Below are 13,092 nucleotides of genomic sequence, written 5' to 3' on the forward strand. Positions count from 1 at the left end.
CGTTCACGCTAGACGGCTTCAGCGCCGGCCACGATCTCAGAGAGCTCCGTGGTGATCGCAGCCTGGCGCGCCTTGTTGTAGGCGAGGTTCAGGTCGTCGATCAGTTTTCCGGCGTTATCGGACGCGGCCTTCATGGCCACCATGCGTGCGGCCTGCTCACAGGCGATGTTCTCGACCAGGGCCTGGAACACCAGGGATTCGATGTAGCGCTCGAGGAGCTGGTCCAGCGCCTCGGCCGGCGAGGGCTCGTAGATGTAGTCCCAGCTGTGCGCCGAGCGGGTGCTGTCCTCCGCTTCGGGGACGGGCAGCGGCAGGAGCTGCTCCATCACCGGCTTCTGCGTCATCGTGTTGACGAAGCGGTTGTAGCAGATGACGACCCGATCGAGGTTGCCTTCCGCATACTGATCCATCATGACCTTGACCGTACCGATGATATCGGCCAGCGCCGGCTTGTCACCGAGCTGGGAGACCTCGGCGGAGATGGTCGGCGGCAGACGGCTGAAGAACTGAATGGCCTTCGAGCCGACTGTGCACATCCGCACCTCGCGACCCGCGGACTCCTGGTCACGCAGATCCTTGACGATGGCGCGGAACAGGTTGTTGTTCAGCCCGCCGCAGAGCCCACGATCGCTGGATATGACGATATAGCCGACCCGATCCTCGGTCTCGGGGGCCGTCAGGAACGGATGCCGATACTCGGGGTTCGCCAGCGCCAGGTGACGGATCACCTGACGCATCTTGTCGGCGTAGGGGAGTGCGGCCTGCATACGCTGCTGCGCGCCACGCATCTTCGATGCCGCGACCATCTCCATGGCCGTGGTGATCTTCTGCGTGTTGCCGACACTCTTGATCTGAGTGCGTATTTCCTTCGCGCCGGACATGCCGTTCCTACCCTAAAATGCCGTTACCAGGTACCGGTCGACTTGAAATCATCAAGCACCGCGGTCAGCTGGCGCTTGATCTCGTCGGTGTAATCCCCGGTGTCATTGATCTGCTGCATCAGCTCGGCCGCGTTGTTGGCGACATGCTGATGCAGAGCGGCCTCGAAGTCACTGACTTTCTTATTATCGAGATCATCGAGGTAGCCCTCGTTGAGCGCGAACAGCGACAGGGCCATGAAGGCGACCGAGAGCGGGGCATACTGGCCCTGCTTGAGCACCTCCATCGCGCGCTCACCGCGCTCGAGCTGCTTGCGCGTGGACTCGTCGAGGTCGGAGGCGAACTGCGCGAACGCCGCCAGCTCACGATACTGCGCCAGTGCCAGGCGGATGCCACCCCCCAGCTTCTTGACGATCTTGGTCTGCGCCGAGCCACCGACACGCGACACCGACAGACCGGCGTTGATCGCCGGCCGGATACCCGCGTTGAACAGATCGGTCTCGAGATAGATCTGACCATCGGTGATGGAGATGACGTTGGTCGGCACGAACGCGGAGACGTCGCCCGCCTGGGTCTCGATGATCGGCAGCGCGGTCAGCGAGCCCGTCTTACCCTTGACCTCACCGTTGGTGCGCCGCTCGACATCGGCCTCATTGATGCGCGAGGCGCGCTCGAGCAACCGCGAATGGAGGTAGAAGACGTCACCGGGGAAGGCCTCACGGCCCGGCGGCCGGCGCAGCAGCAGTGACACCTGACGATAGGCCACCGCCTGCTTCGAGAGGTCGTCAAAAACGATCAATGCATCCTCGCCGCGGTCGCGGAAGAACTCACCCATCGTGCAGCCGGCATAGGGGGCGATGAACTGCAGCGCCGCCGACTCCGCCGCCGACGCAGCGACGATGATGGTGTGATCCAGCGCGCCGTGCTCCTCGAGCTTGCGGACCACGTTGGCGATGGCCGAGGCCTTCTGACCAATCGCGACGTAAATGCACTTAATGCCAGTGTCTTTCTGATTGATGATCGCGTCGACGGCGACGGCGGTCTTGCCGGTCTGGCGGTCGCCGATGATCAGCTCACGCTGGCCGCGGCCCACCGGAACCATGGAGTCGATGGCCTTGAGCCCCGTCTGCACCGGCTGATCGACGGACTGCCGGTCGATCACACCCGGTGCGACCTTCTCCACCGGGGCGGTCTGGTCAGAGGGCACGGCGCCCTTGCCGTCGATGGGATCACCCAGCGTATTGACCACGCGGCCCAGGAGGCCCTCGCCGATTGGCACCTCGAGGATGCGCCCGGTGGTGCGGACGGTGTCGCCCTCATTGAGGTGCGAGTAATCGCCCAGCACGACCGCACCGACCGAGTCGCGCTCGAGGTTGAGCGCCATGCCGTAGGTCTCGCCGGGGAATTCCAGCATCTCGCCCTGCATGACATTGCTGATGCCATGGATGCGGACGATGCCATCGCTGACACTGACCACTGTGCCTTCATTGCGCGCCTCGGCGACGGACTCGAAGCCCTCGATGCGCTGTTTGATCAGGTCACTGATTTCCGTGGGATTGAGTTGCATCTAATCTGTCCTCTTAGCGACTGAGGGCGCTGGTGAGCCGGTTGAGCCGACCGCGCACCGAGCCATCGATAACCAGGTCGCCGGCACGGATGACCGCACCGCCGATGAGCGATTCGTCGAGCTGCGTATCCAGACTCACCGTCCGTGCCAGCCGTTGGGAAAGCGCCTCGGCCAGTCGGTCACGGACCGCGTCGTCAATCGGATGAGCGGTAGTGAGCTCGGCGTTCAGTGTCTTCTCGTACTCGGCCCGCAGGCGATCGTACTGATGGCTGATCTCGGGCAGCACGCCGATCCGGTCGCGCTGGACCAGCAGTCGCACGAAGTTGCGCTGCTGGCCGTCCAGTGCCTCGCCACAGACATCCAGTACCAGATCCGCCTTGCGCCCGTCATCGACCCGCGGGTGGCCCAGCACCGTGGCGACACGGCTGTCAGAGACAACCGCCGCCGCCATCGCCAGGCCATCGGCCCAGCCTGCCAGTGCCCCGGCGGCCTGCGCGAGCTGGAACGCCGCATCGGCGTAGGGACGGGCAACCGTGGTTTTCTGCGCCATATCCCTTTGCCTCAGACCTGCTCAGCCAGCTCGTCGAGCATCTGCTGATGTGCCTTGGGGTCGACTTCGCGCTCGAGGATGCGGCTTGCACCCACGATGGCGAGCTCCGAGACGTCACGCCGGAGCGCTGCCCGTGCCTGGGAGACCTCCTGTTCAATGCGTGCGTCAGCGGCGGCCTTCTCGCGCTCGGCGACCGCCCGGGCCTCCTCGCGCGCCTCTTCAACGATGGATGCGCCCTGACGGTTGGCCCGCTCGATGATCTCGCCCGCCTGTGCCTTGGCCTCGCGGATATGCTCGGCGCCCCGCTCCTTGGCGAGCTCCAGCTCGCGCTGGCTGCGCTCGGCGGAAGCCAGACCGTCCGCGATCCGCTTCTCACGCTCGCTCATGGCCTGTTTGATGGGCGGCCAGACGAACTTCATGGTGAACAGAATGAACACCACAAAGGTGATCATCTGTCCGAACAGCGTTGCGTTAATGCCCACGGTCTACTCTCCGATGGCTGCCGGTGAATGGCAGGTTGTCGTGTCGTCCGATGGGTTCAGGTCAGCGCGCCGAGCAGCGGGTTCGCGAACATCAGCAGTGCAGCGAATGCCACGCCGATGATCGACACGGCGTCGAGCAGACCGGCCACGATGAACATGCGGACCTGCAGCACACCGGCCACTTCCGGCTGACGGGCGATGCCCTCGAGAAACTTCCCGCCGAGCAGGCCGAAGCCGATGCTGGTGCCGACGGCGGCGAAGGCGAAGATGAGTCCAATGGTGATGGCAGTAAATGCCTGGACCTGGGCGATTGCTTCCATGGTTCCTCCAATACAGGGGTCGTTTAAGGGTTAAAAGCGTTTGAACGGGTGGCTTGTGGCCGACCCCTCAATGATCCTCGTAAGCGAGACTCAGGTACACGATGGTGAGCACCATGAATATGAATGCCTGCAGCGGGATCACCAGAATATGGAAAATCGCCCAGGCAAGACCCGGCACCCACTGCGCCCAGACGGGCAGCAGTGCGATGAGGATGAAAATGATCTCAGCGGCGTAAAGGTTGCCGAACAGTCGCATCGCGAGCGATACCGTCTTGGCGATCATCTCGACGATGTTCAGCAGCACGTTGGGCAGCCAGAGCGCCGGATGCGCGCCGAACGGATGGCAGAACATATCCTTGCCGAATCCCTTCGCGCCCTTGCCCTTGACCCCGAAGATGATGATCAGGGCGAGCACGGTCAGTGACAGACCGAAGGTCGCGTTCATGTCCGCGGATGGCAGGACACGCACGTACTCGACACCGAACCAGCCCAGGATCGTGGGGAAGAGGTCGACGGGAATGAGATCCATCAGATTCCAGAACAGCACCCAGATGAAAATCGTCAGCGCCAGCGGCGCGACGAAGTCCTTGGGCCCCTGGAAGCTGTCGCTGACCTGCTGGTCGATGAACTCGACGCAACCTTCAATGGCGTTCTGCAGCCCGGTCGGGCTGTCGGCGCTGGCCTTCCGCGCGACGCTGTAGAACAGACCGAGGAAGATCAGGCCCAGCACCCACGAGACGATGAGCGTGTCGATGTTTAACGTCCAGAACCCCTCGCCCACCGTGAGGTGCTCGAGATGGTGAGTGACGTATTCCGTGGCCGAACCGCTTGCCATAATCGTTTCTGTCCCGTTGCGTCCGCGTTCAATCGATGTCGCCCAGCAACACCAGGCCGTAGGCGGTGAGTGTCAGGGCCAGCGTTGTCACCAGCGCGGCCGCCTCGTCCTGAAAGGCATAGACGGCGGTGACGATCAGCAGCGTCCCCAGCAGCAGCTTCATCATCTGGGCGCGGTAGAAGGCCCCGAGGATCGCCTTTGGCTCATCCTCCGCCGCGCTTCTCAGGCGCCAGCGTGCGGCGACGTAGAACGTCATGAACGCGCTGATGCCTGCTCCCGATACGGCTGCGAGCCCAGCCCCGGGACCGCTGGACAGCGTCCAGATCCCGGCGGCGATCAGCCCGATGGCCATCTGTATCCGGATGACCCGCAGTGCGACCCGTCTCAGCGACATACTGCCGTCACAACGACCCGCGAAAGTTGTCGGAGTATAATGAACTCAACCATGGGCTTCAACGGATATGCTCGAGAATCCCGTCGAGCTCGTCGAGGCTGTTGTAGCGGATCACGACTCGACCATTGCCCCGCTGGCCCGGCTCGATACGCACACTGGCACCGAGGCGGTCGGCGAGATCGTCCTGCAACCGGCGGATATTGGGGTCGGTGCGGGGCGGTTCCGTGGCCTCGGCGGATTCACCCGCAAGCTGCCTGCGGACCAGGGCCTCGGTCTGACGGACGGTGAGTCCACGGCTGACGACCTGCGCTGCCGCCGCGGCCTGTGCCGCCGGATCCAGCGCCAGCAGCGCGCGGGCATGTCCCATCTCCAGCGCCCCGTCACTGATATAGGCCTTCACCTCGGCGGCCAGTTCGAGCAGACGCAGCAGGTTCGATACGCCGACCCTCGAGCGGCCGACCGCCTCGGCGATCGCCTGGTGGGTCATGCCGAACTCCTCGGTCAGGCGCTGCAGCGCATTGGCCTCCTCAAGCGGGTTGAGATCCTCGCGCTGGATATTCTCGATGAGCGCCACGGCCACTGCCATCTCGTCGGAAATATCGCGGATGATCGCGGGAATGGTCTCGAGCTCGGCGAGTTGCGCGGCCCGCCAGCGGCGTTCGCCGGCAATGATCTCGTAGCGATCGGTCTCTGCCAGCGCCCGCACCACGATCGGCTGGACCACGCCCTGGGTGCGGATCGACTGGGCCAGCGCCTGGAGGGCGGCCGGATCGAATTCGCGGCGCGGCTGATAGCGGCCCCCCTCGAGCTGGTCGAGCGGCACCTCGCGCAGATCATCCGCGGCCGCGCTGTCGGGGGCAGCGCCCGCCTCGCCGAGCAGGGCGTCCAGCCCCCGGCCCAGCCCCTTGCGTCGATTGGTCATCACAGTCCTCCTGCATCGGCACCCGCGGCGCGCTGGCGCCGCAGCAGCTCCGAGGCGAGTGCGAGATAGGCGACGGCGCCACGTGACGATCGATCATACTGCAACACCGGCAGGCCGTGGCTCGGCGCCTCGGCCAGACGGACATTGCGCGGGATCTGGGTGCGATAGACCTGTCCCGGGAAATGCGCGAGCAGCTGGGCACCCACCTGATTGGAGAGATTATTGCGGCCATCGAACATCGTGCGCACCAGTCCCTCGATCTCGAGCGCCGGATTCACGGTCTGCTGGACCCGATGGATGGTGTTGAGCAGTGCGCTCAGCCCCTCCAGGGCGTAGTACTCGCACTGAATGGGAATGAGCACGTGATCCGCCGCCACAAAGGCGTTGAGGGTGAGCAGATTCAGCGACGGCGGACAGTCGATGAGGATGTGATCATAGTCGTCACGGCAGGCGGCAATGGCTGTCTGGAGACGCTTCTCACGGCCCTCATCCACCGCCATCAGGCCGACCTCGGCCGCCGTCAGATCGCCATTGGCCGGGAGCAGATCGAAACCGCCGCGCACATCCCGGCAGCGCACCCGCTGCGCGGTTGTCTCGCCCATGAGGAGCTCATAGTTGCTCGCCGCCAGTGCATCCTTGTCGACGCCGGAACCGACCGTGGCATTGCCCTGCGGATCCATATCAACGAGTAGCACCCGACGACCGTTGCTCACGAGCGAGGCGGCGAGATTGACGCAGGTCGTGGTCTTGCCGACGCCGCCCTTCTGGTTGGCGATGGCCAGTGTCTGATTCATGGGGTCATCCTGTGACGGCTACCGATCGCTCCATGATGAGCAAATGTCGTGACGCATCAAGTCCGGGCACCTCAAGGGCCTGCCGACGCCATGATACGCCGGCGGCTTCGAGCCCCGCCAATGGCTCGGTCTCAGGCCGTCCCTTCATGGCGATCGCCTGGCCCCGGTCATCGATCAGACGCGATGCGATGGCCCAGAAACCCACCGCATCGGTCAACGCCCGACAGATGGCCACCGCAAACGGCGCCTGCGGGACCACATCCTCGCCCCGGCCCGGAATGATACGGACGTTATCCAGCCCCAGCGTCAGACAGGCCTGGCGCAGGAACCGGACTTTTTTGCCATTGGGCTCGACCAGGGTCACCGGCCGCCGGGGCTGGACGATCGCGATCGGCAGCCCCGGCAGGCCCGCCCCAGTCCCGATATCCACCAGCGCACCATCGGGCAGCCAGGGCACGACTGCGAGGCTGTCAAGCAGGTGGCGCGGAATCATGACCTGCGGATCGCGAATGGCAGAGAGGTTATAGACCCGATTCCAGCGTGCCAGCAGATCGCGATAGGCGATCAGCGCCGGCGCCGCCTCCACAGGCAGACCCCAGCGCTCAAGCCCGCGGTGCAGGTCCGCTTGATCGCGCCCGGTCGCCGCCATTCAAGCGCTCTGACGGGCCGGGTCACGACGCAGATGGACCAGCAGCAGCGACACCGCCGCGGGTGTCACGCCCGGGATCCGGCCTGCCTGTCCGAGGGTGGAGGGCTGGTGGCGCTGGAGTTTCTCACAGACCTCGGTCGACAGCCCCGCGACCTGGCGATAGTCGAGATCCACCGGCAGGGGCTGGTCTTCGTAACGGGCCTGACGGGCGATCTGGTCGGACTGGCGCTTGAGATAACCGGCATAGCGGGCCCCGATCATGACCTGCTGACGGACGATGGGGTCATCCGTGCCCTCACCCGCCCCGGGCAGCGACACAAGGGTGTCGTAGTCCATCTCCGGGCGCTTGAGCAGCGTCATCAGGCTCTGCTCATGGCGCAGCGGCTTACCCAGCAGCGCGGCGCCGCGATCCGCTCCCAGCGCCGCCGGGCGGATCCAGGTATGTTCGAGGCGCTGGCGCTCGGCGTCGATCGCCCTGCGATAGGCCTCAAAGGCCGACCAGGCGCTGTCGCTGATCAGACCGTAGTCACGGGCCACCGGCATCAGCCGAAGATCGGCGTTGTCCTCGCGCAGGTGGAGGCGGTACTCCGCCCGTGAGGTGAACATCCGGTAGGGCTCCGTGGTGCCCCGGGTCGTGAGATCGTCCACCAGCACGCCGATATAGGCCTCGTGGCGCTGCGGGATCCATGGCGGGCGGTCACCGGCGCCGGCCGCGGCATTGATGCCGGCGAGCAACCCCTGCGCCGCGGCCTCTTCATAGCCGGTGGTGCCATTGATCTGGCCGGCCATAAACAGGCCCGGGAGCTGCAGGCTCTCGAGGCTCGGATGCAGGTCGCGGGGATCGAGATAGTCATACTCAATGGCGTAGCCGGGGCGGGTGACATGCGCCTGCTCGAGGCCACGGATGCTCCGCACCATGGCGATCTGGACATCGAAGGGCAGGCTGGTGGAAATGCCGTTGGGGTAGACCTCGCGGGTATCCAGCCCTTCGGGCTCGAGAAAGATCTGATGGCCGTCGCGATCGGCGAACCGCACCACCTTGTCCTCGATGGAGGGGCAGTAGCGTGGGCCGACGCCGTCGATCTCACCGCTGTACATGGGCGAGCGGTGCAGCGCGCCACGAATGATTGCATGGCTCTGGGCATTGGTGTGGGTGATGTGGCAGGGCACCTGGCGCGGATGCTCGTCGCCCCGACTCCAGCGCGAGAAGTAGGCCGGGCGCTCGTCCCCGGGCTGTGTGTCGAGCCGTGCGAAGTCGATGCTGCCGGCATCAATCCGCGGCGGGGTACCGGTCTTGAGCCGGCCCACCCGCAGTGGCAGCGCCCGCAGTCGCTCCGCCAGTGCAATGGATGGGCCGTCGCCGGCTCGGCCACCGGAGCGGTGGTGATCACCGATATGGATCCGGCCGCCCAGAAACGTCCCGACGGTGAGGACGACGGCGCCGGCCCGGAGCTCGATCCCCATCCCGGTGACGACGCCGCGCACATGGCCCTGCTCGACAATCAGATCGTGCACGCTGTCCTGGAACAGTGTCAGGTTCGGCGCCTCGTCGAGGATGCCGCGGACGGCCTGGCGGTAGAGGCCCCGGTCGGCCTGCGCACGGGTCGCCCGTACCGCCGGGCCCTTGCGTTGATTGAGTGTCCGGAACTGGATGCCCGAGCGGTCGGCAGCCCGCCCCATGACGCCGCCCAGGGCGTCGATCTCGCGGACCAGATGACCCTTGCCGATCCCGCCGATCGCCGGGTTACAGCTCATCTGCCCGATGGTATCGAGGCTCTGGGTGAGCAACAGCGTCCGTGCCCCCGTACGCGCGGCGGCGTAAGCGGCCTCGGTCCCGGCGTGGCCGCCGCCTACAACGATGACGTCATGCGCTTGTCCGCTATCCATACCCCGATCCTACCGCTATTTACCGATACAGAAAGTCGAGAAGATCCGGCCCAGCAGATCCTCAGTGGTTACCGCGCCGGTGATCTCGCCCAGCGACTGCTGTGCCTGGCCCAGCGACTCGGCGATCAGCTCCTCACCCGCCCCGGCGCGGGCGGCCTCGAGGGCCTCATCGACACCGGCCGCAGCCGCGTCGAGGGACTGGAGATGACGCCGGCGTGCGATGAATACCGCCTCGCTATCATCCTCGCCGAGGCTGGCCCGCAGATGCTCACGCAGTGCCGCCATTCCTTCTCCGGTCAACGCGGAGACAGCCAGCCCATCATCCGCGACACCCGCGGACCGGCCGCTCAGATCAATCTTGTTGATCACCGTGGTCACCGGCACCGCGGATGGCAGATCCGTCTGCGGATCCGCCACTCCAGGATCCGTCCCCGCCGCCGCGTCATCTTCAACCAGCAGGATCCGATCGGCTTGCTGCATCGCCTGACGGGCCCGACGGACCCCCTCCTGCTCGACCACATCACCGCCCTGACGCAGACCGGCCGTATCCAGCACCCGCAGCGGCAGGCCATCGATATGCAGGTAGGTATCGAGCACATCACGGGTGGTGCCGGCCAGTGCTGTCACGATCGCCGCATCCCGACCCGCCAGGGCATTGAGCAGGCTCGACTTGCCGGCGTTGGGCCGACCCGCGATGACCACGGTCAGCCCCTCCTGGAGCTGCTGACCGCGGCCCGCGGCCTGACGGGTCTCGGCGACATCCGCGGCGATCGCCTCGATCCGCTCCAGCACCCCGTCGAGCGCCAGGCCCTCCAGTGGCTCATCCGCAAAGTCGATGCCCGCCTCGAGATGAACGCGGAGATCGGTCAGCCGCTGAACCAGGCGCTCGACGGTCCGGGCGAATTCACCCTGTAGCGAGCGCACCGCGGCACGCGCCGCCGACTCGCTGCCGGCCTCGATGAGATCGGCAATGGCCTCGGCGCGGGTGAGGTCGATCCGACCGTTGAGGTAGGCGCGGTGACTGAATTCACCCGGTGCGGCCAGCTCGGCACCGAGCGCTAGAAGGCGCTGGAGGAGCCGATCCATGACCACCGGTCCGCCATGGCCATGCAGTTCAGCGACATCCTCGCCGGTGAATGACTGCGGGCCGGGGAACCAGAGCACCAGTCCCTCGTCGATGGCCGCGCCATCATCACCGGCAAAGCGCCGGAAGCTGGCCCGCCGGGGCGAGGGCAGCGCGCCGACCATTGCCTCGATCAGCGACGCGGTAGCCGGTCCGGACAGGCGGATGACGCCAATGCCACCCCGACCCGGCGGTGTCGCCACCGCGCAGATCGTCGCGTCAGACATTCGCCTTCTTGTCACCGGCCTCGATGCGCCGGGTGATGAACCACTGCTGGGCAATGGACAGGCTGTTGTTGGTCACCCAGTAGAGCACCAGTCCAGCCGGGAAGAACATGAAGAAGATGGTGAACACGAACGGTAAGCCCATCATGATCTTCTGCTGAATCGGATCCATCGGCGCCGGATTGAGCTTTTGCTGCAGAAACATCGATGCACCCATCAGCAGCGGCAGCACGTAGAACGGATCACGCACCGACAGGTCCTGGATCCACAGGATCCAGGGCGCCTGGCGCAACTCGACACTCTCCAGCAGCACCCAGTAGAGGGCGATGAACACGGGTATCTGGATGAGAATCGGCAGACAGCCACCCAGCGGGTTCACCTGTTCTTTCTTATAGAGCTGCATCAGCTCCTGGTTCATTTGCTGGCGGTCCTCGGAGTAGCGCTCGCGGAGCTTTTGCATCTCCGGCTGGAGCTTGCGCATCCGCGCCATCGACCGATAGCTGGTCTCGGAGAGCTTATAGAAGACCAGCTTGATACCCAGCGTCAGCAGGATGATCGACCAGCCCCAGTTGCCCACCACGTCATGGATCCAGCTCAGGGCAATGAACAGTGGCTTGGATATGATGGTCAGCCAGCCATAATCCACCGTCAGTTGCAGTCCCGTCGCGACCGCATCGAGCCGGTCCTGCTCCTTGGGACCGACGAACAGCCGGTTCTCGAAGGTGGCGGTCTCGCCCGCGGCCGCGGTCTGCCAGGGGGAGCTCTGGCCGAGGACGTACTCGCCCTCATCGAAACGGCTGTAGTAGCGCATTGCCTGATCCCGCGGCGGAACCCAGGCGGCGAGGAAGTAATGCTGGATCATCGCGAGCCAGCCATCGTCGATGTCCCGCGAGAGATCATCGTCTTCCATGTCGCCGAAGCTGATCTTCTCGTACTTCTCGGCGGGGCTGTAGATCACGCCACCGGTATAGCTCGCGGCACCCAGAAAACCCGGGCCCTCGGTCTCGGCCGAGCGCAGCAGCTGGCTGTATTGATAGGCGCGCCACGGCGAATCAGAGCGGTTCTCGACCTCCTGGACCATCCGCACGACATAGCTGTCGCGCTCGAAGATGTAGCGCCGGGTGACCGTCACACCGTCGTCGCTGCGCCAGCGGATCGGCACCTCAAGCGTATCCTGACCGTCCTCGAGCCGATATTGATCGTCACTCGCCTGCCATGTCGCCTGATGATCCGGTGCCTCGCCACCGTCACTGACCAGGCCGCTCTGCGCCATGAACAGCGGGCTGGAGGGGCTGAGGAGAGTGAATGGGGCCGGGTCGTCTTCAGAGACCGAGTGCTTGAGCAGCTGCGCCTGACTGATGTTACCGCCCTGCAGCGGGATGCTGACCGAGAGCATGTCGGTCTCGACGCGGATCACATCACTACTGCCTGCGGCGTCGTTCGCCGTATCATTGCCGGGCTCACGGGCCGGTGCCGCCTCTGTATCCGCCTGCGATGACGAGGACGGGGGCGCCTCAGCCACCGGTGCCGCCGACTCGCTGGCTGCCTCCGTGGACTCGACCTGCGGCGCGGGCTCAGCGCCATAGTCGCGCTGCCAGGTCGTCCAGATCAGCAGCAGAACCAGGGCCAGTGCCCCGATCAGGAATAGGCGTTGGTTGTCCATCATGGGTGACGACTCGTGGTTTCACTGCCCGGTACCGGATCGATGCCGCCGGGGTGGAGGGGATTGCAACGCAGGATGCGTCGGATCGCGTAGTAGCCACCGCGAACGGTGCCGTGGCGCTCGACGGCCTCGATGGCATAGCACGAGCAAGTGGGATGAAACCGGCAGCATGGCCCGAGTAACGGGCTGATGCAGTAGCGATAGGCGCGCAGCAGACCGATCAGGATGATTCGCATGGGCCGGATATCCGTTGCCAGAGTTTGTCGAGTGACCGAATCAGGGTCGGATTATCGCACTGACGCGCAATCGGTCTCACCATCACGACGACGTCAACCACTGGCAATCGCGTGAGATGGTGGCGGAAGCGCTCCCGAATCAAGCGCTTGAGTCGGCTGCGATCCACCGAACGGGGCGCGGCGCGCTTGGAAACGGCGAGCCCCAATCGTGCGGTTTCGCCACAACCATGGCCGACAAGGATCGTGAAATGGCGATCGCCATGACGACGGGCATCGGCGAACACGGCCCGGAAATCCCGGGACTGGGTCAGGCGCGCAGTCCGGGGAAAACCCTGAGCCTCCGCCGTCGCCCCAGCCAAGGTCAGGGCGTCAGCCGGGCACGCCCCTTGGCACGACGGCGCGCCAGTACCTTGCGACCGTTACGGGTCGCCATCCGGGCACGGAAACCATGATTGCGCTTGCGCTTGATCACACTGGGTTGAAACGTCCGTTTCATGACGGTGCCGCCTTATCAAAATGGTTAGCAGATAAACAGCCCGGAAATGTACTGCCGCAGTCCGCCTGGTG

At 65.1% G+C, this 13,092-nt stretch carries 16 protein-coding genes; all 16 read right to left on the reverse strand.

Annotated features, from left to right (window positions below; all coding sequences use genetic code 11):
* Window positions 1-8 precede the first annotated feature (8 nt).
* The gene (atpG, locus tag SPICUR_RS09400; protein ID WP_023368399.1) at window positions 9-881 is read right to left on the reverse strand and encodes a F0F1 ATP synthase subunit gamma; all 873 of its coding nucleotides are present in this window, start codon (window positions 879-881) and stop codon (window positions 9-11) included.
* Between the two features lie 23 nt (window positions 882-904).
* On the reverse strand, window positions 905-2,446 hold the full coding sequence (atpA, locus tag SPICUR_RS09405) for a F0F1 ATP synthase subunit alpha (RefSeq protein ID WP_023368400.1): 1,542 nt from the start codon (window positions 2,444-2,446) through the stop codon (window positions 905-907).
* Between the two features lie 13 nt (window positions 2,447-2,459).
* Complete coding sequence (locus SPICUR_RS09410) at window positions 2,460-2,996, reverse strand: F0F1 ATP synthase subunit delta (RefSeq protein WP_023368401.1); 537 nt, start codon at window positions 2,994-2,996, stop codon at window positions 2,460-2,462.
* Window positions 2,997-3,007: 11 nt separating this feature from the next.
* Window positions 3,008-3,478 carry a F0F1 ATP synthase subunit B gene (locus tag SPICUR_RS09415; RefSeq protein WP_023368404.1) on the reverse strand — a complete coding sequence of 157 codons (471 nt, stop codon included), beginning with the start codon at window positions 3,476-3,478 and terminating at the stop codon, window positions 3,008-3,010.
* A 56-nt stretch (window positions 3,479-3,534) separates the two neighbouring features.
* On the reverse strand, window positions 3,535-3,798 hold the full coding sequence (gene atpE, locus SPICUR_RS09420) for a F0F1 ATP synthase subunit C (protein ID WP_023368406.1): 264 nt from the start codon (window positions 3,796-3,798) through the stop codon (window positions 3,535-3,537).
* Between the two features lie 67 nt (window positions 3,799-3,865).
* Entirely contained in the window at window positions 3,866-4,633 is a 768-nt protein-coding gene (atpB, locus tag SPICUR_RS09425; RefSeq protein ID WP_023368408.1) for a F0F1 ATP synthase subunit A, read from the reverse strand.
* 28 nt (window positions 4,634-4,661) lie between these two features.
* Window positions 4,662-5,027 carry an ATP synthase subunit I gene (locus SPICUR_RS09430; RefSeq protein ID WP_023368410.1) on the reverse strand — a complete coding sequence of 122 codons (366 nt, stop codon included), beginning with the start codon at window positions 5,025-5,027 and terminating at the stop codon, window positions 4,662-4,664.
* Between the two features lie 58 nt (window positions 5,028-5,085).
* The gene (locus SPICUR_RS09435; protein ID WP_023368412.1) at window positions 5,086-5,949 is read right to left on the reverse strand and encodes a ParB/RepB/Spo0J family partition protein; all 864 of its coding nucleotides are present in this window, start codon (window positions 5,947-5,949) and stop codon (window positions 5,086-5,088) included.
* Window positions 5,949-6,743: a ParA family protein gene (locus tag SPICUR_RS09440; protein WP_023368414.1), complete on the reverse strand. Its 795-nt coding sequence runs from the start codon at window positions 6,741-6,743 to the stop codon at window positions 5,949-5,951. Before SPICUR_RS09440 ends, SPICUR_RS09435 begins: the two co-directional genes overlap by 1 nt.
* Window positions 6,744-6,747: 4 nt before the next feature.
* Window positions 6,748-7,392, reverse strand: coding sequence for a 16S rRNA (guanine(527)-N(7))-methyltransferase RsmG (gene rsmG, locus SPICUR_RS09445; RefSeq protein WP_023368416.1), 645 nt, complete (start codon window positions 7,390-7,392; stop codon window positions 6,748-6,750).
* Entirely contained in the window at window positions 7,393-9,279 is a 1,887-nt protein-coding gene (gene mnmG, locus SPICUR_RS09450; RefSeq protein WP_023368418.1) for a tRNA uridine-5-carboxymethylaminomethyl(34) synthesis enzyme MnmG, read from the reverse strand.
* A 15-nt stretch (window positions 9,280-9,294) separates the two neighbouring features.
* Window positions 9,295-10,629, reverse strand: a complete 1,335-nt coding sequence (gene mnmE, locus SPICUR_RS09455; protein ID WP_023368420.1) for a tRNA uridine-5-carboxymethylaminomethyl(34) synthesis GTPase MnmE — start codon at window positions 10,627-10,629, stop codon at window positions 9,295-9,297.
* Window positions 10,622-12,292, reverse strand: coding sequence for a membrane protein insertase YidC (gene yidC / locus SPICUR_RS09460; protein ID WP_023368422.1), 1,671 nt, complete (start codon window positions 12,290-12,292; stop codon window positions 10,622-10,624). The genes mnmE and yidC overlap by 8 nt, the downstream gene beginning before the upstream one ends.
* On the reverse strand, window positions 12,289-12,525 hold the full coding sequence (gene yidD / locus SPICUR_RS09465; RefSeq protein ID WP_023368424.1) for a membrane protein insertion efficiency factor YidD: 237 nt from the start codon (window positions 12,523-12,525) through the stop codon (window positions 12,289-12,291). The genes yidC and yidD overlap by 4 nt, the downstream gene beginning before the upstream one ends.
* Window positions 12,510-12,884, reverse strand: a complete 375-nt coding sequence (rnpA, locus tag SPICUR_RS09470) for a ribonuclease P protein component (RefSeq protein WP_023368426.1) — start codon at window positions 12,882-12,884, stop codon at window positions 12,510-12,512. Before rnpA ends, yidD begins: the two co-directional genes overlap by 16 nt.
* A gap of 2 nt (window positions 12,885-12,886) precedes the next feature.
* On the reverse strand, window positions 12,887-13,021 hold the full coding sequence (gene rpmH / locus SPICUR_RS09475) for a 50S ribosomal protein L34 (RefSeq protein WP_023368428.1): 135 nt from the start codon (window positions 13,019-13,021) through the stop codon (window positions 12,887-12,889).
* Window positions 13,022-13,092 lie beyond the last annotated feature (71 nt).

Origin of the sequence: Spiribacter curvatus (assembly GCF_000485905.1) — a bacterium.
GTDB classification, from domain to species: Bacteria; Pseudomonadota; Gammaproteobacteria; order Nitrococcales; family Nitrococcaceae; genus Spiribacter; species Spiribacter curvatus.